This window comes from Lactobacillus bombicola (genome assembly GCF_900112665.1).
GTDB lineage: Bacteria > Bacillota > Bacilli > Lactobacillales > Lactobacillaceae > Lactobacillus > Lactobacillus bombicola.
This window is the reverse complement of sequence record NZ_FOMN01000007.1, coordinates 31,960-52,575: the sequence shown is the minus strand read 5'-3', so window position 1 is coordinate 52,575 and position 20,616 is coordinate 31,960. Positions and strand designations below refer to the sequence as shown.

Genomic DNA, 20,616 nt, shown 5'->3' with positions numbered 1-20,616 from the left:
AAGCTTTTTTATTTAGAAAATGTAAATTCAAAACGATCGGCTACATAACTTGCTCTTGTATATTCAAATGGCTCTCCAGATGAAAGTTCTGTTACTTGTAAACGGGTAATTAAAGCTTCTCCTTTTTTAGCATTAAGTAAGCGCGCCGCATTTTCATTCGCAATTGCGGCAGAAATATGTTCGGTTACGCGACCAATTTCATAGCCATTTTGCTCTAACGTACGATATAAATGCGTTGATATATTTTCTTTAGACATGCCTAAAATCAATTTATGGGGAATTGTAACAACTTCATAGCAAATTGGCACATTATCGGCATAACGAATTCGTTCCATGCGTAAAATTGTTTGATCTTTAGCCAAATGTAATCGTTCCATTTCTGATAAAGAAGGCTTACCAACACGATATGAAATTAACTTACTAGAAGGAATTTGACCATTGGCATGAGTAATATCCGTAAAAGACATAATACCCGACATTTTTTCTTGCACTTTTTGATTTGCCACATAGGTGCCACTACCCAGTCTTTGTTCTAAAATTCCTTCATCCTCTAAAGTTTTTATTGCTTGGCGTAAAGTCATCCGAGAAACGCCAAATTTAAGAGCAAGTTGACGTTCAGATGGTATCCTGCTGCCAACCTTATAAATATGACTTTCAATTTCACGCTTAATTTGATTATGAATTTTAATGTACATTGGCTCTTCCATTTTGCACCCCCAACTATACCAGTATTATAAGCTAAATTAAAAATAATATAATTATTATTTTTAATTATTTTCTTTAGTAATCCACTTCATTCCCAAAAGCTTGAATTTAGCTTCATAACTACGCTCTACTGTAATTTCTTCATCACTAGTTGCAATTACACTAGCACTTAATTTGGCAGAATCTTTTACCGCTAAATGAGCTCCATTAGAATTAAAAATCAAATCTCGCCCCTCAAACTCTGCATCATCGCCCAATGCTAAAAAATACTGATATTCAAGTCCACCATTAAAGGTCGTTTGGCGTGCACTACATTTTGCTTTATCTTGAAAATCAGTATGACTAAGTATAAGTGAATTAATAATCGTTAGTTGGACCTCGTTAACACCAATTAAACGATCTATTTGACTATTTTGAATAATCACGTGTGGTTTAGAATCTAGATAAACGCAGCCCTTAAAATTGCAACCAACAATGTTAACCCAAGTTCTATCTGTAATATACAGGCAAGTATCATCTTGAAAAGAAAGTTCGCTATTTAGCATGTTTAACCAAACTTCGCCTTGAACTAATAATGAATTTGCTTGTGAATTATTAAAATTAATTTCTATATTGGAATTAGCATATGTTTCAATACTACCATTTATTTGTGAATTATTGATAATTGCCGTACCACGACCTTCAAGAGCCAAAGCCGCAACGTCTTTTACAACATTTTCAATTGTAGAATCATTCATTTCTAAACGAAAATCGGCATCAGCAAATAGAGAAACCGATCCATTTAAAATAATTGTTGAGTATAACTCTAACGTTACTTTGCCATTGCAAGCTATTACCGCTGTATCATCCCCATATCCTTTGATTATGCAATTACGTAAAGTCAAATATGTATTAGCTTTAGGAGGAATATACAAACTATTTGCTTCATCATTAGTATTGAGACAAAGATTTTCTAAATTAACAAATCGACTGTCATTGGCTACATTGATGCAGCCTAAAATAGTTGTATCTTCAGGCAAAGTTCCCGTACCTTTAATTGTAATATCAGAAAATAATATCCCCTGTGGTAAATCATAAAATCCAGGTTCCAAAAGGAGAACATCATCTGTTCTGAGATCCTTTAAAGCCTCATGCCAATTAGTTTCTTCAATACTAGCACCAACTTTAACTAGTCTAGCCATAAAAATTCTCCTTTTGATAAAAAAATCAACGTCCACTTCCTGCTATTTATGCTTACTTTATAAATTATAGTAAGTACAAGTAGTCCTTAACCTATTGCCGCATATTTTTGCATAAAAGCAAGTAAAAAGGCAACTATCACAGCTGCCTTAAATCAATTATCTTATTGGGTTAGCTGGATTCGAACCAGCGCATACTAGTACCAAAAACTAGTGCCTTACCACTTGGCTATAACCCAGTGACAATGGAGGAGGGTGGATTCGAACCGCCGAACTCAGAGAGAGCGGTTTTACAGACCGCCGCGTTTAGCCACTTCGCTACTCCTCCGTTACGCACGTAAATTATATTACCGAAAAACGTGCATAATTGCAAGCAATTTTTTGCTTAATTTTTATTTTCATTTATATATTTTTCAAGACGCTTTAGACCTTCATCAATTTGTGCCATCGAAACCGCATAAGAGAATCTAATATAACCCGCTCCTGCTTGGGCAAAACAGGAACCGCCTGTAACTGCAACATGAGCCTTGTCAACTAAATCATAGATAAATTTATTGTCATCTTGCTCAAAACTAGCAGGAATTTTAGCAAAAATATAAAAGGCTCCTTGAGGTTTAACACAAGTAAAACCTAACTTAGTCAATCCGTTATATAAAACATCGCGTCGCTTTTTAAACTCTGTCTTCATTAATTGCGCATCATTCATCCCATTTTTAAAGGCTTCTTCAGCTGCATCCTGCATTGGTGTAGGCTCAGTAGTAGCTATAAATTGATGAACTTTTGCAATTTGTGCCACAATATTTTTTGGTGCACAAATAATACCAATACGATAACCAGTCATTGCCCAAGATTTAGAAACACCATTTAGTAAAATAACTTGATCATGTAAAGTTTTTTCCATTGATGCATGATCTTGATCATAACAAAGTTCACTATAAATTTCATCACATAAGGCAAAGATTGGCTTATCGCGAATCACATTGGCTAAAGAATCTAGTTCCGCTTGACTATAAGTCACACCAGTTGGATTATTTGGATAATTCATTATTAATAAGCGCACGCGATCCCCATATTGATCAAGTACCGCTTGTAATTTATTGGGCGTCAATTTAAAGTTATCCGCTGAAGTATCGATTTCAACAATTTTAATTTGCTGACTAATCATTCTGGCATCACTCATATATAATGGAAATATTGGAGTAGGAACAACCATAATATCGCCTGGATTTAGAGTTGCAATTACTGTATCAAAAATTGCCTCAGTTACCCCATTAGTAACCAAAATTTCAGTTTCAGGATCATATTTTTGCCCATACTTTTGAGCTAAAAATGCACCCGCTGCTTGTCGTAAACCTATTGTCCCGTTTGATGGCGCATAATGTGAGTGATTTTGTACAATTGCTTTTTGGGCAGCTTCTTTAATATGCACAGGAGTGTCAAAGTCAGGTTCACCAATAGTAAACTTAACTACATCAGGAATTTTACTGGCATAATCTGAAAATTTTAAAATTAAATTTTGGGGAATATCAGTTAAACCAGACTTCATGTATTTTATCAAATCAACCATTTTTTCACCTATCCTCTTTATATTTTCATCAATTATACATTTAATTGCAATTATTTTCTACCTATTTTTTCATAATAATACCAATTATTTAAAAGCAAAAAAAATAGACAGCTAGCTGTCTATTTTCGGGTTGGGTGTTCGTATGAACAATTGGGTTAGCTGGATTCGAACCAGCGCATACTAGTACCAAAAACTAGTGCCTTACCACTTGGCTATAACCCAATTCATTTGAGCTTTTACTTGGCCGCTCAACATTTAATAGTATAGAAAAATGTCGTGCGCAAGTCAAGAGAAAAATTTATTTTTTCTGATTTGAGCTCACATGCGGTCGCATAAGCAAATATTGCATTTCCTTAATTAGTTAAAACAAAGTCCTATTTTGCCCTAATTAATTAGCGCAAATTTCTACGTAGCACGATAACTAGACTTTTAAACTAAGTTTAGCTCGTAGGCATTTCTGAGCCCATCTTTTGTTTGATCAATGCGAATAACGCCGCGATATTTAAAGCCGGTGGATTTAATCAGCGCCTGCATCCGGAGATTGACTGCATGAGTGTCAATGCGGAAATTTGATATTCCTAAAAACAGGCCACGAGAAATTAAGTTAGAAATAAATATTTGTCCTAAATGCTGTCCGCGAAATTTAGCCGAAATTGCAATCCGATGGATAGTAGCATACTGAGTGGTTTCATTTTGCCACTCGCCGTCTATCGCAGCATAGCTAGGCTCAATACTAGTTTGCAAAACAGCAATGCCGGCAACTGCTTGATCAATCATTAAACAATATGCTCGCTTTTTGACAATGTCATCCAGTAAAATTTTCTCATTCGGGCGACCATTTTGCCATTGCGGGATACCATCGCTTTTCAGCAATTGCTTTGCTTCATTAATAATTGCCATTATTTGCGTTAAATCACTTTCTTGCGCTAATCGAATATAAATTGCCATGCATAAATCCTCACTTTAATAATAAGGTTAATTTTAGCGCAATTATTTCTTTTTAGCAGTAAAAAATAGGACAAAAAAGACAGCCTCTTGCAGCTGTCTCAAAACCAAAATTATTTAATTAAGGTTTAAAACCAGTATTATACTTTTTATTCTTAGCAATATAAGTCGGTACGCTAATAAAATGCATTGAACAAATGTCATCAGTATGCGAGATACTGAAACCATAGTAATTATAATCGCCATCGTAAAGCGAATCTTGCGTATTAAACAGGTCGCCGGCATGTTCCCATTCCTGGTAATTACTGCGTTGCTTTCGTCCTTGCTCGCCACTGCCAGTATACCCGAACATCATTTGCTTTAAGCCAAAATAGACGCTCTTTTTAAGTTCAGTCATTGTCATCGTATTATTTTGATTATAAAAGCCGGCCATGTCTTCAACATAATTATCATTTAAATCTAGGCCATTAGCTTTACATGCACGAACGATGCCTGGGACATAATGACTATCGCGAATGGTCTTCTTATTTACCACATATTCAGTCGCAATATCCTGAGCCAATTTACGCACACCGATACTATCGCGCCAAGGATCTAACCCCAAGTTATTGCGAGCCTGATTGATCAGACGCAGAGAAAAGGTCGTTAAAGTATCGGTTTGTTCTGGTGTAAGCTGGCTTAAATCAATGATAGTTTGATCATCGGCCTTGGTTTCACCGTTTTTAATCCGACTAAAATCATTAGTATTCATCCCGCTCATCGAGGCATTGATAAACTTCTTAGATGGATTTCCCTGATAAGCCTGCAGCAATTCAGCTCTGGTATAACCCGCTGGCAATTTCATTGTAGCCTGAACATTGACATTTGGCTTAATCGTTTTAATAACTTTAGCATCCTTAGCTAAAAGCCAATGTGAGTTATTACCTATCTTATAAGCTGTTAGTCTCTTTTTACCAATCTTCTTTTTACTACTATATGGGTATTGAGACTTAGGACTGGCATAATAATTGGAATGCTTTCCAGAAAGCTTATAAAGCCGGACTTTTTTATTTTTCTTTGTTTTGACAAAACCTTTAACTGTAGCAGCGGAAACTGGAGTAGGTTCGTGCAGTACAAGCGCAGGAATAGTTGTCAAAAAAATAACATTAATAATAGCAATAGCTAATTTGCTTTTTTTCATTTATCTTCCCTCAAGAGTATTTACTGATTGGCTCTGATGGCTTTATATTTCATTCTAAATCTATTTAGAATTTAATGCCAATTAATTTTTCCACTCAAAATAACAAAATTAGACAATTCAACCGTTAAAGCAAATAAATTAGGTGTAGTACCAGAAACATTTGTTAGAATTTAATCATTGCTTACAATACACCCTTTAACCATATTGGTCGATTAACAAACTAATTATACGTGAAATTCATATCTGTCGGAAATAATATACTGTTCCCCAGCATGAACAACATTATTATGCTCATCTTCAATACAGACTTGCAAAAGAAGTAGCGGGAAGCCAATCGATTTCTTTAAAAATTTAGCTTCGCTTAAACTGGCTAGTGCAACACTAATAATCAAGTCGCGAGAATTCAACTTGGCAATTTGGTATTTATCTTGCAAAATTTGGTACAAAGACTGACTTAGGTCTTCTTTTGCTAACCCAGCAAAACGTGGTAATGGGAAATAATTGCATTCCAACATAATTGGTCCGTCATTGACAGAATGAACTCTTTCAATAAACAACGAATGCTTAGTTTCCAGAATTTTGCGTAACTTAGGTGGCGTTTCTACTTCCTTAACCTTGATTACCTCAACGCTTGCCTTAAAACCCTCTTTTTTGGCAATCTGAGAAAAACTTTCAGCTGCCGGTGAACTAATAATTCTTTTTACTTTTTGCGGTTTGCGGACAAACGTCCCAACTCCCTGGATTTTTTCGACTAAGCCGTCTTCAGCTAATCCCTTAATTGCTTTACGCAAAGTAACCCGACTAACTGCAAATTGTTCACTTAGCTCAAACTCATTTGGCAGTTTACTGTTAACGGGGTATTCACCAGTAATAATTTTTTGTCTGATTTTCTCCATTACCTGAGAATATAACGAACCTGTCTCTTTCAAAAGTCACCACTACCTATATCATTCTTTACTTTGCCCCAACGGCATTAGTTATCCAAAAACTTTTCTATCTATCCAGTTAAATTGTTTCTTTCTATTATGAACAGTATAAAACAAAATCAAATTAAAGTACGCTACAACTTTATGCGCAAATAGATTTCATACTAACCTTAATAGCATAGAAACTAACAATTCAGCTATTAAACTAGCGAGCCATTCCTTCATTATCAGTTAAAATAAAAAAGGATTCTACTTTTCATAGGATCCTTTTCTAATCACTTAAAATTGCTCAATTAACTTAATTAATAAGTCAACTTCCACATATAACGACGCTTAGTTAATGGATGCTTTCTTGCCTTAGCTAATTCTTCAGCAAAGACACGCATTACACCGGTATGAATCATTGGGTTGAAGTAGTCAATCACATTCTCACTAGCCACTTCATTTAAGCCGTAATCTTTGGCATCAATATTAGTGATTTGTGCATCAAATCTTTGCAAGAAGGTCAATGCGCGGGCATCTAAATGACGGGTTTTGCCATCATTCATGAACAACAAGTATGGTGCGTCTTTTTCTGTAAGTTCAAATGGTCCGTGGAAATATTCACCAGTATGAACTGTTGGGGCAGAAATCCACTGCATTTCCATGAATAAGAACGAAGCAGTTGAGTATGCTACACCAAGTGATGCACCGCTACTTAAAACATAAATTGTTTTTTCGTTTCGGTATTTTTCACCAAATTCTTTTGCCATTGGTCCAACTGACTTAACTGCATTTTCAATCAAATCTGGCATCCCTTTGAATGCGTCCAAAGCTTCATCGTAGAATTCATAGCCTTCAAATTCTTGTACAATCTCGACTGCCAAAGCCAAGCAATAGGTCATCTTTTCAGTTTTAGCAGCATAGTTTTCGTGGAAACCGTGGACTACCTTATATTCAGTTTCCTTAATAATAGGTGAATCTTCTGCCATTGATAAAGTTACGACATGGGTACCAAGCTCTCTGGCCTTCTTAGTAGCAGCAACTGATTCTGGTGTAGTACCACCAAGTGATGCTGTGATGACAATGGTATTTTCACCAACACCCTTTGGCGTATCATAGTTAAATTCGTTGGCAGTATAAATCGCAGACAACAACTTAGTGCTTTCATGAGAAATAAAGTAGTAGCCTGGATACAAATCAGCCATTGAAGCACCACAGCCAACAAACAAAACTCGGTCAATGTTAGGTTGTTTTGACTTGATATCACTAACAATTGCCTTAACTTTTTCAAAATCCATAATAATTTTTTCTCCTATCAATAAAATCAAATTTTAAATAACTGGTTACCAATATTTAGTTAAAAATTCCTAATACACTCAGCAAAATACCGCCGACAATACAGATCACCATAATCCAAGCGGTATTAACCTTTTTCTTGATTAGGTAAAACATGCCAAAGGTAAAGGCCAATGACAGCATCTGTGGGAAAATCGAATCCAACGTCGTTTGTAAAACAAAAGTCTTACCAAATTTAATTGGCGTCGTAATTCCAATCATTGTGGCAATCATGGCCCCAATTACCATCAAACCAACCACATTCATCAATGACATAATGCGGTTAATCATTCCGTTGCCAATCAGCTTTTGGATATTCTTCTTTCCTTGCAGATAACCCCATTTGCCACCCCAATAAGTAACAGCAGCAGACGGAATGATGGAAATTATCATTGCCAGGATTGGACCAAAGATATTGCCTTGCTGGGCCATATTAACTCCTAACCCAAAGGCAATAATCTTTATTGTTCCTTGGAAAAAGGAATCACCAATTCCTGACAATGGCCCCATCAATGAAGTCTTTACACTGTTGATTGACTCCGGATCAAAGGTATCAGGATTTTCCGCATATTCTTCTTCCATTGCCGAAGATAAACCTAAAATAAACGAGGTTAACTGCGGAGTACAGTTGAAGAATTCCATATGCCGGTGATAGGACTCTTTTTTCTTCTGTAATTTTTCTGGGCTATCCGGTTTTTCACCGTAAATCTCATCAATTGTTGGTGCCATGCCATACATAAAGCCCATGTTCATCTGCCGCTCATAGTTCCACGAAGTTTGAATGGCCCATGACCGCCAGAAGAATTGCCAAAATTTATGACGTAATTGCTTATTTGTATGTTTTTGTTCAGCCATAATTTTTACTCCTATAATTCTTCCAAATCATCTAGGCTGTCATCTTTGGCAGAAGAGCCAGAATCGTTATTGCCATTATTATTCATAAACTTATTCAGGATAATTACTAAAATTACTGCAAAAATAGCAACACTGATTACCGACATCTTGCCGTATGCCGCAATAAAAAAACCTAAGAATAAGTAAACAGCATTTTTCTTATCAATCATGGTTGACATTAGTAACGCAAATCCGTATGCTGGCAAAATTTTACTTGCTAAGGTCAAACCATTTGTCAACCAAGCAGGAATCATTTTTACCAATGCGGTAACTGCATCGGTTCCCAGGTAGATTGCAAAAAAGATTGGGATGAAATAAAGCAAGCCATAAATAATTGGACCATAGACGATATGGTAACTACAGGCCTTTCTAAATTTGCCATCATCAATTGCTTTTTCAACTAACGAGTTAAATGAAGAAAACAGCATTCTGACAACAATAGCAACCAATTGACCTAAAACCGCAACTGGCAAAGCCACAGTTAGTGCCGCTTGAGCACTTGTATGCGATAAAATCGCAAAAGCTGAAGCTACAACTGAGCCCAGAACCATGTCAGGAGGAGCAGCGGCTCCAACAGCCACAATCCCCATTGATACTAATTGCAGTGTGGCACCAACCATTAGTCCTTTGGCAGGATCTCCTAATGCCAACCCCACTAGGGTACTGATGATTAATGGTTGTTCAAAATTTTCACGTCCAAGAAGTCTTGAGTCGAACATGGCAAAAACACCAATTAGTCCGACGATTAATGCTTTCCAAAACATTTTTCTAGCCTTTCTTTCTAAATAACGTTATTTAGAAGCTCTTTATTGAATGAAGGAACCTGTTGCATTGAAATCTTTATTCCTTGATCACACATCTTTTTTGATAATTTAACCTCTTCAGGCGTCAAGTAAACAGCATTGCTAAAGCGCTGCGCATCAGGCTTTGCTGGAATTAAGCCATAGTTAATTTCTTCAACTGGTCCAAATTGATCAATAAATTTACTCAATTCAGTGACATTTTCAAAGATCAACATAATGTTATCTTTTAAGGCCTTGATTTGATCGATTTTAGCAATTGCAGCATCAACACTAAAAACGTTTAAGCGAACATCTTCTGGTTTAGCTAACTTTAACGACATTTTCTTAAAATCATCTTTAGCAGTGGCCGTGTCAATTACGATTAAGCGCTCAATATTTGCAAACTTGGTCCACGAAAATATTACCTGTCCGTGCAATAAACGGTGATCAACCCTAATTACCTTTATCATAATAAATCTCCTCCATCATCATCATCTTCACTCATTAACTTATTAACTGATAAAACTCCCTTCTGTCCTTCGGCAATTGCCTCCAAAATAGCATCTTCACTATCCTGCGCATTCACTGTGGTAACTAAAGTAATAATCAGAGGTAAATTCATGCCAGTCAAAAGCGTTAAGTTATGGTGGTCTTTTAACAACTGGATCATTTCATTATTAACAGATCCACCCAATACATCCGTCACAACAATAACCTTATCCTCTTTACTTGCAGCAACAGATTGTTTGACGTCGGTAATAAAACTTTCGTCTTCGGAACCACTGCCATAAGCTTCAAACGCCTCAAGATTGTCCTGCTTACCAGCAATCATCTCAACTGTATCCTTCATGCCCTTTGCAAGCTTGCCATGACTAACTAAAATTATTTTCACTTCTTTTCACCCCTAATCAAAAATCAAATATCCTAAAATGTCTTTTTTAAAAGTATAATGTATTAACACGTATACCTAAATAATATTATAATGCCTAAATTCTGTAAAGCTTTTATTTGAAAATAATTAAATTATTTTTGCATTATTATCATTTTAAAGCGGTATCATTGCTTTTTGATGAAATTTTTACTTATTGATCATCTTAAGGGTATTCTGCCAAAAGCTGCGCTCTTATTAAGGGCTACAGTAATTAGCAACATTACTTATACTCTTCTTTCCACATATAGCGCCGAGTCAGATAACTTTCATGTGTTGTATATGATAGTTCCCTCGTATAAACGTTATTTAAGATAGAAGAAAAAATTGAATGGTTAAAATATGGGGCAATCTCTTCTGGGAGATCATCTAGGCCAATTTCTTTACCATCTAATACGTATAATTTCTCCCCAGCAAATCTTTGTTCAAATCTTAAAGCACGTTCATCCTCTGGACGAGTTTTTCCTGTAGCGAGCAATTGAAAAATTGATTTTCCCTTATCGGTCACTTCAAATGGTCCGTTGAAGTACTCGTAGCTGTGAATGGTGGGTGAATTCAACTGTAGCATTTCTTCCAAATTACAAATCGAAAAGATATAAGCGGCTCCATAGGCGGGCCCGCTAGCAATAACGTAGATTATCTTTTGCTTTTTATTTAATTCTGCCCATTTTTTGGCCAAAGGAGGCGTGTATTCGACTGCCCTGTGATAAATTGGATCTAAATCGGCAAAAGCCGCCATCGCAGCAGCATAATTATCATAGCCTTCTACTTCATTTAATACATTCATAGCAATACATAGACTAATACTGCTATTAACTCGTTCAATCCTACTTTCATCAAGTGCCAAACTCTCATACTTAATTTGGTAGTCAGAGTAGTCTAATAGTGCTGATTTTTCCACATATAAGGAGACTGTGGTTGCGCCCGCATTTTGTGCAATTTGGGAAGCGACAATTGTTTCTTTGGTACCTCTCATTGAACACAAAACTACTAAGGTATTTTGGTCCAGATGTTTCGGGGCTACATAAATAAATTCACCACTGGTATACATTGCGGTAAAAATGTTTTTGCTTCTTGTTGCAAAAAATAATTAGCTACATAAAAGCCACCAAAGGAGCCACCAGCTCCTACCCACAAAATTTGTTTAATCTTGCCGTGCTTTGCTATCTTTGCTATCGCCTGCTTGACTACCTTTTTCACTTCCTCTCGCAACAAGTTTTGCGCAGTGACAAATTCACTTATGCCATTGATCATTAAAATTAACTACCAAAAAAAGGCCTAGTCGAATTGACTAGACTCTTTTTACTTATTAAGTTGTTATTTATATTTATTATCTATTTCAGGCGATTAGTACCAACCATTTGCTTGCCAAAATTGTTTAGCCGCTGCCCATGAGCCATAACGACTAGCAACATATTGATTGGCAACACGTTCTTGATTAGCAGCGGAATAATCACCATTTAAATATGCAGCTGCTAGTTGATACTTGCCAATATATTGACCATTTTGTGCACTATATGAGCTACCTGATTCACGATTAGCAATCCAAGCCTTGGCACTAGATTCTACATCATTTCCAACCATTGTCTCATTCTGTGTATTGGTAGGATTATTATTTGTAGTAACAGTAGAACTATCAGACTCTACTGCTACTTGAGATTGAGTTTCGGTTTCATTTATATTTGCTGGATAATAGCCTGAATTTACGTATTCAGCTTTTACCCATTGATTTTTGCCTAAATCATACCATTTTTCTCCATTATGGTCATAGGCAGTTTTTATGACTTTCCAAGATGAATTACTTGGTAAAATTTGTCCAGTAGCTTCAGGCTGCTCGTAACTATTCCAAACGTGAATACCATTACCTTCAACATAGTTCACAGTTACAACTGCTGCATCATTTTCAACGGTAGCCGCATGAACAGTATTAGTTTTAGTGCTGTTCATCAGCGCAACGCCTGAAACAGATAATGCTGCTACTGCTGCTGATTTAACTAAGATTGATTTTACCTTCAAAAAAATTCTCTCCTTATCAAATTTCATATCATTTCCTCATTAAATTGACAAATATGCATTAATCAATTCAATTGCTTACATACTACAGTGTTTAAATTGCAGAACTATAACAGGAATATCACTCAGTCTTTAAAAAAATATTACTTCTGTTAAAAATAATGTCATACTTGTAACATTTGCTTCACATTCATGCAAAATTGAAAATTAAGTCCTGATAAAGATTCTGAATATACTTGTCACATACAAAAATAAAAATTTACCATCGGTATATTCTAACTAAACCTCTAATTTTGCAACATAAATGAAAATATTATTTTTGCTTTTCTTCTTTAATCATGAAAAGTGCTATTATAAAAGTTAAGATTTCAAAGAAAGGGTGAATGAATTGAGTAAGTATATCGTTAAATTAAGTGAACAAGACTGGCAAATGATCAAAGATTGTCATTCTAAAAATGATTCAATCATGCAGGCCTTGGCTGAAGCCAAAAAAGTCGAAGATTAAAAATTAAAGTTGTTAACTTTTGCTTTCTCTTTGAGAAAGCTTTTTGTTTACAAAAAAGTTAATATCATTAACTCAAAAGGAAATATATGGTATAAATTATATTTATAAAAAATAATAGAGGAAAAACACTTGGATTTTTCCTCTATTAATCCATATTTTAAATTTTAGTATTTTTAAACAAGTTAAAAATATCTTGAGCCGTATTAGCAATCTTTAGCTTAGCAATAAAATCTTCATGAGTTAGCAACTTGGCTGTATTCGACAAATATTTTAGGTGCTCATTACTATCAACTTGTGGAATCAAAAATGAAATTACTATATCAATTTTCTGCCCATCTAGTGATTGCCAGTCTATTGGATGCTTTAATTTAAGAATTAGCATTGCTGATTTTTCAATTGCAGCTGATTGAGCATGTGGTATTGCAAAACCATCTGTCATCCCCGTCGAACCTTCTTGTTCACGGTTAGCATAACTGGCATAAACCTTTTTACTATCATTAGCTAAATTATTGTTAACTGCAAAATCAGCTAAATATTTTAAAGCCTCATCACGATTTGGTATATCAACATCTGTTTTAATATTTCTTATTTCTAAGATATCACTTGGATCAAATGTTTCCTCATTTATTGCTGAGGTTCCATTTTTTATTTTAGAAGAAGTAGTTATCACACTATTTTCAGCGGATACTGTATCTTTTTTTGCGAATCGTCCAGCAATTAGTGCCAATAAAACACCAGAGATAATTGAACCTATTATAATCCATAAAACCCATAAAAGGGGCTTGTTAACTAATGGTAAAACAATAAAACCGCCGTGAGGTGCAGGAACACTAATTTTAGTAATATATGTCAATACTGCTGCTACTGCTTATCCCACCATAAAAGCTGGAATATTCCATAAAGGATGTTTTGCAGCAAATGGAATAGCACCTTCAGTAATATGAGTTGATCCTAGCAAAAAGTTAACATAACCTGCTGTTTTTTCGCTCTTAGAATATGCTTTAGGATTCATTAAAACAGCGAATCCTGTAGCTAATGGGGGAGCAATACATGCGGCAGAAACACCAGCCATAAAGAAATAATTACCTTGAGCAAGTAAAACTGTTCCTGTAACATAGGCAGCTTTATTTATTGGGCCACCAAAATCAGATGCACACATTATTCCGACAATGATTCCCAGTAAAATTGGATTAGTGTTTTCAAAACCTTTGAGCCATGTCATCATACCTACATTAATCGCTTTAATCGGTGTATTTAATAAATACATGATGGAACCAGTGATTAAAACTCCTAGAACTGGAAATAGGAAAATTGATTTTAAGCCGCGAAATTTATCATCTGGTAATGGTTTAAATAATTTTTGTAATCCCCAAACCACAATTGTTGCTAAATAACCACCAACAATAGCTCCTAAGAATCCACCACCACCATTAAATGTAATAAAACCAGCAGCTAATCCAACAACAAAACCTGTTCTTTGAGCTAGTGCTTCTGCAATATATGCTCCTAAGACTGGAGCCATCAAATTCATGGTCGTACTACCGACTGTGTTTAACATAGCTGCAAATTGATTGTATTCACTACTCTTAGGATCAGCCGAATTAATTCCCCAGAAGAAGGAAATTGCAATCAAAACACCACCTGCAACAACAAATGGTAACATATGCGATACTCCATTCATTAGTGATGTATACAATTTGTTTCCTACACTTTGATTATTTTCACTAATCACATCAGAATTACCCGAATTTTGACCTTCTTTATAAATAGGAGCATTCAATGCACGATTGATCAACTCTTCAGGTTCCTTTAATCCATGAGCCACAGGAACTACAACTAACTTTTTACCTGCAAAACGATCAGTATCAACATCTATATCAGATGCAACAATTATAGCTTTAGCTTCTCTTATTTCTTCAGCTGTCAAATGATTTTCAACCCCAGTTTGTCCGTGAGTTTCAATTTTGATCGTATAGCCCAGCTTTTTCGCGGCCTTTTCCAAGGCCTCTTCGGCCATAAAAGTATGCGCAACACCAGTAGCACAACCTGTTGCACCTACCAAATCATATTTTGCCATATTAATACACCCCTTCTTTTACTGAAATCTGTGGTAATAATTCATCTAAAGCAAACTCAGTTAAGCCAATTCTGCTTGCAGTGTCGCTACCTGCCGCCACCGCCATCTTTAAAGCTTCTTCAACTGATTTATTTTTTTCTAATAGAGCAATAAAAGTTCCCAGCATTGTATCGCCTGCACAAGCTGAATTGACTACTTTGATTTTGGGCGCATTGGCAAATAAAATGCGATTATCATTAATTAATGCTGCTCCTTGTGCCCCTAAAGAAACCAAAACATTTTTACAACCACCTGCCACTAATTTTTGTGACAATTCTACGATTTTCTTTTTAGTTAATTTTTCCTTGCAGTTAAAAAGTTTTGCTAATTCTGCATCATTCGGTTTTAGCAAAAATGGTTGAAATGGCAAAGTATCAAGAATTGCGGCATAACTACTATCGATAACTAACTTAGCTTTCTTATTATTAGCAATTTGAGCAATTTCAACCAAAATATTGGGTTTAATTCCCTTGGAAAAACTTCCAGAAATCACTACAATATCATTAGTTACCAAATTAGTGGTTAGATACTGCAAAAATTTATCCTGAACGGTTTGATTAATTATAGGTCCCGGATTTACCTCTTTATATTCAGTATTTTCGTCAATGACATTTGTAAAAACATTAACTCTAGTTGGTTCCTTAACTTTAAAAAAATTAGTTTGTATACCTTTTTCCTTTAATCCAGAAACGATATAATCCAATGTAAAACCACCACCAATACCAGTAGCAACACTATCTATACCTAATTTTTTCAAAATAAATGATACGTTAACGCCTTTACCATTTGGTTGCAATTCAAATTTTTCAGTTCTATTAACTACCTTAGGTTCCAACTTTTTTGTCACAATCACTAAATCAATTGCCGGATTTAGAGTTATTGTATAAATCAAAATTTTCACTCCTTTTTATTGACTTTTACTTTATTATATAGATAATTTGTTGTAACATTTTTCTTAATGATAGCGTTTACTTTTATAATATAGAAAAAGTTTTACAAATGAGGTAAATCAATGCCAACTAAAGAACTCAGTTCTGCTGAACTCCACTTATGGAACATTGTCGAAAATAATCCTGAACAAATTGCAAAAATGTCAATAGTTAAATTAAGTCAATTCGCAAATGTATCTACTGCGACAATCGTACGCACAATGCAAAAAATGGGCTATAGCGGTTATACTTCTTACCGTGAATCTTTAAAATTAAAGAGTAAATCAAACTCTGCCTTTAGCGTCTTAAATGACGCTGACGATAAAATCCGTCATGTCATTACTAAAAACGAGATTGAAATGAATAATACCCTCCATAATCTTAGCTACAGCACGATTGAAGATAGTATTTCATTAACTAGACAAGCAAAAATTATTTATATTTTTGCCAGAGGTTTATCAGAATCAATTGCCAATGAATTAATGGTTAAGTTGCAGTTAACTGGGAAATATTGTGAATTTCATTCTGATCCAAATATTATTAAAACTATGGCTAGTAAAATTAAACCTAATGCACTTGCAATTTTTATTACTCTAAATGGCGAAACCGAAGAACTAGTTGCAGCAGCAGCCATTTTGAATAAAAATGAAATACCAACTCTAACTTTTACTACCAATCCAGCCGGAAGTATCATGCCTTATTCCACCATGTCATTTATCGGATATATGTCAAAAACAAATTACTTTCCTGAATATGAGGTGCGTTCACGCTTACCTTTACAAATTATGACACGTATTTTTAGTGATGCTTATTCTGTTAGAACTGGTTTTTATGAAAGCAAATAAAAAGGCCATCTATACAATAGATGGCTTTTCCTATACTGTTTAATTATTCTATTTTTAATTTTTCACGCCAGGATTTTGCACCGCTGAGCACTTTATTTAAATTTTCAATATTTTCCTTACCTTTAGTTGCAAGCCATTTACGTCCAGCTTCTTCATTTTCACCAGCAAACGGTTTAATCGCTGGTTTCCAGGTAGCTCGCCCGCAAAGAACGCCATTAAATTTTGCTCCCACATCCTCAGCCATTTTAATCTCAGCAATAAATTCCTCGCTTGTTACACCAGCTGATAAGAAGATATACGGTAGATCGGTTGCTTCGGATTGCTTTTTCAATAATTTTTTAGCTTCAGCTTGAGTATAAATAACGTTGTTATCGCCATTAAAGCCTTCAACATACTTAAGATTAAAGGGAATTTCCACCTTTAAAACCGTCACATTATATTGAGGTTTTGAGAACTCTTGCATGGTTGCAATAACTTTATTAGCCTTAACTTTAGCAAAATCTTCGCCTTTAGTATCATTAATTTTAGCATCGTAAGTCAATATTTCTAAGAAAAATGGCAATTCATTAGCTTTTGACTCAGCACCTACTCTTTCAACAAAAGCTTTCTTTTTATCATTGATTTCTTCTCCCTCGTCTGGATCATAATAAACTAAAAATTTGATTGCATCACCACCCTCATTCTTAATTCGTAACCCAGATTGATTCTCAATTAAATCAGGCATTCTACCAGGTACAGTTGTATCATAACCAGTTTTTTCATAAGAAAGCAGTAAACCACAATTCTTATCTCTAACTTTAGTAGCAGGAAGACCGTATTCTGGATCAGTCAATATTGATGAAGCATACGGTGTTAGTTCACTTGAAACGGCCTTTTTAAAATCAACAATTGTTGTTTCATCTGCTGGTTTATTTGCTGCATCGGCCAGCATTGTTTTAAGCGATCCACGTTGATCGATTGCTAATGCACTAATGATACCATCTTCAGTTGATAAATTTTCCATATGTTTAGCAACGGTAGAAGTAATTGTTCTCATTATATATCTCCTTTGATAAATTTATTAATCGCACACAATTATTATATACTCAAATTAACAGCTTTAAAAGCGGTTCCAATCTTTGTGTAAAGCTTTACAGATAATTTGTTATTTTAGAAAAATTTTACTCAAAACTGTATCTAATCTATTTGAATTTCAACATTTTTATTCCTAAAATTACAAGACTTAAATATTTAGTTTGTGTTAGAATTTAACTGACAAAAAGGTAACAGAAACAATATTGAGGTGTTTCTTATGACATTCACTTATACGCTGAGATACATGTTGGATCCACGCACAAATACGTCAGAAAAAAAGCAAAAACTACTAAATTTTGTTAAAAATGCAAAAATTGATGATGTTGCATTTTTTATTAATGGAGAAGAATTGAACCATAGTCACCTAACTAAAAAAGAGACTCAAATATGGCTTAATGCAATTAAGCCTGTGCAAAAAGAATTAGCTAAATTAGGCATTACAACTAGCTTAAATCCTTGGACTACAATTATGCATTCAGATAGAGGTTATCAAATTAATCCAACAATTGGTTTCAAAACCTTTGTTGATCTTAATGGCAATAAAGCAAAAGATATGGCTTGTCCTGCTGATCCTCATTGGCGCAAATATATTTGTGAAATTTACGCTCAATATGCCAGTATACATCCCCGGCGTCTTTGGCTTGAAGACGATTTTCGCCATTACAATCACTCACCACTTGGGTTAATGTGCTTTTGTCCATACCATATGAAGTTATATCAGCAAAGATTAGGTTTTGCAGAATCACGCACAGATTTTGTTAATAAACTTCTTCAAACAGGAAAAGTTTCCCAAGAGCGACAAGTTTATCTTGACCAAGCTCGCCAAGAAATGATTGAAAATGAACATTTAATTGAACAGGCAGTGCATAGAGTTAGTCCAGAAACCGATTTGGCTCAAATGACTTCCTATCCTGACTGGCATGCACTTGAAGGACGTGATTGGCAAAAACTAATTATTACACAAGCTGGCTCAGGACATACTCCAATTGCTCGTCCTCATCTGCCAGCTTATAACGAAGTAGCACCATTAAAATATGGTCGTGATTTTGAAGCATATACTAGAATTACTGCGGCTTTTTTAGGAGAAGAAACTGACCTTTATCCTGAACTAGAAAACTATATGTACTCACCACTAGTCAAATCGTTATCTTTTACAAAGTTTCAGATTATCACAGCTGTTCTTGTAGGTAGCAAAGGTATTTTGCTCAACCTATTTGACATGATGGGCAATGGTATTAACGACTCTTGGCACTATGCTGAAATGCTATCTGAAATCAAGCCGTTTCTAACTGAACTTTCAAATAATCGCTTGTTAATAAACCATTTACGTGGCATTAAGGTATTAGTCAATCAAGATTCTAGTTACAGTCTTCAAACCCCAACAGGTAAGGACATCACTGAGCTTCTGCCCCATGAAAAAAACTGGGCCAGTTTGCTTGGATCTTTTGGTTTTGCCATAACAATCACTGCTGTTAATTCAGAAGGTCAACTAAACAACGAAACTATTGCTATATCTGGACAACTGTTGCGCAACTTTTCTAATGAAAAAATTACTGATTTATTAAGCAATAACTTTGTTTTACTTGATGGGGAAAGCGTGCAAGTGCTTTTAGATCGTGGCTTAAATAGTTTATTACATATTAAAAAAGCAAAATGGCACAAATGTAGAACAGCTTATCAAACATACGAACAAGCAGATGGTTATCGAATTAATAATATTGCTAATCCACGAATCACGATGCTTCAACATACTGGTAATTACTTAAAACTTGACTATGAAAAAAATTCTCCTGTTGAAATTTACTCTAATGCATATAATTCAGTAGGAGAAAAATTGGGCAACTTTATGGCCATCGTTAACAAGCGAACAATTATTTTACCAATGGATCAAGATCCTAAATACGGTTGGGAATCTCAATATACTAGTTATAAACAAGGACTTTTACAACAAATGATTAATCAGATTCATTCCGTTGATTATTTAGTTGATATGCCCAATGTTAAATTAAATATTCAAAATGATGGTAAAATTGCGTGGTTAACTAACTTTACTTTAGACAGTTACAAGGAAATTCGATGGCACTTGTCTCAACCGTTATCCAAAGATAATGTAACTGCTATTAAGCAAAAAGGAAAATCTTTTATTCGTGAGATATTATCAATTAAAGTTAAAAATAATATTGCCACTATTTCTACCAAACTTAATCCACTCGAAACAATTCAACTATTGTTCTAATTCATGTAAAAAATAAAACCTGATTTTCTTTTCAAATCAGGTTTTATTTTATTTAACTTTTTATTTTTTCATTTTTGCTAGCATTTTTGAAACATCAACCATACCAGCTTTTCCAGCCGTAATATAATCAGAATCTATACCGTTCATTTGACTATTCAGCCATTCAATAACTAGGGGTAAATTCATTCCTGCAATCAAATGGAGCTGTTCACCTGCCATAATCAGCTGGCTAACCACATTAGCTGGTGTACCACCCATTAAATCAGCAAAAACCGTAATATTTTCTGGATTGACACCAGCAATTTCCTTTTCAAATTTTTGCTTAAAATCAGCTGGACCTTCTGATGGAAGTAAACATATAGCATGAACATGCTCTTGTTCACCCATAATTAATTCAGCACTAGCTTTTACTCCCTCGGCCATGTTTCCATGACTAATTAAAATTAATTCCTTCTCTGCCATATCTATATCTCCCA

19 protein-coding genes, 3 tRNA genes and 1 pseudogene are annotated in these 20,616 nt (G+C 34.9%); 2 read left to right on the top strand and 21 right to left on the bottom strand.

Annotated features, from left to right (window positions below; genetic code table 11):
* Positions 1-8: 8 nt before the first annotated feature.
* The 19 genes and pseudogenes from BM203_RS06280 to pfkB all read right to left on the bottom strand — a co-directional run bounded on the left by BM203_RS06280 (position 9) and on the right by pfkB (position 15,948).
* Positions 9-707: a GntR family transcriptional regulator gene (locus BM203_RS06280; RefSeq protein ID WP_090093596.1), complete on the bottom strand. Its 699-nt coding sequence runs from the start codon at positions 705-707 to the stop codon at positions 9-11.
* 60 nt (positions 708-767) lie between these two features.
* Positions 768-1,886, bottom strand: a complete 1,119-nt coding sequence (locus BM203_RS06275; RefSeq protein ID WP_090093594.1) for a hypothetical protein — start codon at positions 1,884-1,886, stop codon at positions 768-770.
* Positions 1,887-2,050: 164 nt separating this feature from the next.
* Positions 2,051-2,122, bottom strand: a tRNA-Gln gene (locus tag BM203_RS06270).
* 7 nt (positions 2,123-2,129) lie between these two features.
* A tRNA-Tyr gene (locus tag BM203_RS06265) sits at positions 2,130-2,211 on the bottom strand.
* A 57-nt stretch (positions 2,212-2,268) separates the two neighbouring features.
* Positions 2,269-3,450, bottom strand: a complete 1,182-nt coding sequence (locus BM203_RS06260; protein WP_090093592.1) for an aminotransferase class I/II-fold pyridoxal phosphate-dependent enzyme — start codon at positions 3,448-3,450, stop codon at positions 2,269-2,271.
* Between the two features lie 150 nt (positions 3,451-3,600).
* Positions 3,601-3,672: transfer RNA gene (locus BM203_RS06255), tRNA-Gln, on the bottom strand.
* 207 nt (positions 3,673-3,879) lie between these two features.
* Positions 3,880-4,398 (bottom strand): GNAT family N-acetyltransferase, encoded by a 519-nt coding sequence (locus BM203_RS06250; RefSeq protein WP_090093590.1) that lies wholly within the window; start codon positions 4,396-4,398, stop codon positions 3,880-3,882.
* A 118-nt stretch (positions 4,399-4,516) separates the two neighbouring features.
* Complete coding sequence (locus tag BM203_RS06245) at positions 4,517-5,575, bottom strand: SEC10/PgrA surface exclusion domain-containing protein (protein ID WP_090093588.1); 1,059 nt, start codon at positions 5,573-5,575, stop codon at positions 4,517-4,519.
* Positions 5,576-5,799: 224 nt separating this feature from the next.
* Positions 5,800-6,504, bottom strand: a complete 705-nt coding sequence (locus BM203_RS06240) for a GntR family transcriptional regulator (protein ID WP_118896646.1) — start codon at positions 6,502-6,504, stop codon at positions 5,800-5,802.
* A 299-nt stretch (positions 6,505-6,803) separates the two neighbouring features.
* Entirely contained in the window at positions 6,804-7,781 is a 978-nt protein-coding gene (locus BM203_RS06235) for an SIS domain-containing protein (RefSeq protein ID WP_090093586.1), read from the bottom strand.
* A gap of 55 nt (positions 7,782-7,836) precedes the next feature.
* Complete coding sequence (locus BM203_RS06230; protein WP_090093584.1) at positions 7,837-8,673, bottom strand: PTS system mannose/fructose/sorbose family transporter subunit IID; 837 nt, start codon at positions 8,671-8,673, stop codon at positions 7,837-7,839.
* Between the two features lie 11 nt (positions 8,674-8,684).
* The gene (locus tag BM203_RS06225) at positions 8,685-9,476 is read right to left on the bottom strand and encodes a PTS mannose/fructose/sorbose/N-acetylgalactosamine transporter subunit IIC (protein ID WP_090093583.1); all 792 of its coding nucleotides are present in this window, start codon (positions 9,474-9,476) and stop codon (positions 8,685-8,687) included.
* Positions 9,477-9,493: 17 nt separating this feature from the next.
* Positions 9,494-9,964: a PTS sugar transporter subunit IIB gene (locus tag BM203_RS06220; protein WP_090093581.1), complete on the bottom strand. Its 471-nt coding sequence runs from the start codon at positions 9,962-9,964 to the stop codon at positions 9,494-9,496.
* Positions 9,961-10,386, bottom strand: a complete 426-nt coding sequence (locus BM203_RS06215) for a PTS sugar transporter subunit IIA (protein WP_090093579.1) — start codon at positions 10,384-10,386, stop codon at positions 9,961-9,963. The genes BM203_RS06220 and BM203_RS06215 overlap by 4 nt, the downstream gene beginning before the upstream one ends.
* A gap of 259 nt (positions 10,387-10,645) precedes the next feature.
* A complete protein-coding gene (locus tag BM203_RS06210; protein ID WP_228150116.1) occupies positions 10,646-11,398 on the bottom strand; it encodes a phosphoheptose isomerase family protein in 753 nt (250 codons plus the stop codon).
* Between the two features lie 44 nt (positions 11,399-11,442).
* The gene (locus tag BM203_RS08605; RefSeq protein WP_228150117.1) at positions 11,443-11,676 is read right to left on the bottom strand and encodes a phosphoheptose isomerase family protein; all 234 of its coding nucleotides are present in this window, start codon (positions 11,674-11,676) and stop codon (positions 11,443-11,445) included.
* A 93-nt stretch (positions 11,677-11,769) separates the two neighbouring features.
* Positions 11,770-12,438: an aggregation-promoting factor gene (apf, locus tag BM203_RS06205; protein ID WP_090093648.1), complete on the bottom strand. Its 669-nt coding sequence runs from the start codon at positions 12,436-12,438 to the stop codon at positions 11,770-11,772.
* 659 nt (positions 12,439-13,097) lie between these two features.
* Positions 13,098-15,017, bottom strand: a pseudogene (locus BM203_RS06195) (fructose-specific PTS transporter subunit EIIC).
* Position 15,018: 1 nt separating this feature from the next.
* Complete coding sequence (pfkB, locus tag BM203_RS06190) at positions 15,019-15,948, bottom strand: 1-phosphofructokinase (protein WP_090093576.1); 930 nt, start codon at positions 15,946-15,948, stop codon at positions 15,019-15,021.
* Between the two features lie 120 nt (positions 15,949-16,068).
* Between pfkB and BM203_RS06185 the strand changes: the two genes are divergently transcribed.
* Positions 16,069-16,830 (top strand): MurR/RpiR family transcriptional regulator, encoded by a 762-nt coding sequence (locus tag BM203_RS06185; protein WP_090093575.1) that lies wholly within the window; start codon positions 16,069-16,071, stop codon positions 16,828-16,830.
* A 43-nt stretch (positions 16,831-16,873) separates the two neighbouring features.
* Here the strand turns inward: BM203_RS06185 and BM203_RS06180 are convergent, their stop codons facing one another.
* Positions 16,874-17,866: a tagatose 1,6-diphosphate aldolase gene (locus BM203_RS06180; RefSeq protein ID WP_090093573.1), complete on the bottom strand. Its 993-nt coding sequence runs from the start codon at positions 17,864-17,866 to the stop codon at positions 16,874-16,876.
* A gap of 255 nt (positions 17,867-18,121) precedes the next feature.
* Between BM203_RS06180 and BM203_RS06175 the strand changes: the two genes are divergently transcribed.
* On the top strand, positions 18,122-20,140 hold the full coding sequence (locus tag BM203_RS06175) for a hypothetical protein (protein WP_090093571.1): 2,019 nt from the start codon (positions 18,122-18,124) through the stop codon (positions 20,138-20,140).
* 60 nt (positions 20,141-20,200) lie between these two features.
* On the opposite strand, the gene BM203_RS06170 is transcribed toward BM203_RS06175, so the two are convergent.
* The gene (locus tag BM203_RS06170; protein ID WP_090093569.1) at positions 20,201-20,602 is read right to left on the bottom strand and encodes a PTS sugar transporter subunit IIA; all 402 of its coding nucleotides are present in this window, start codon (positions 20,600-20,602) and stop codon (positions 20,201-20,203) included.
* Positions 20,603-20,616: the final 14 nt, after the last annotated feature.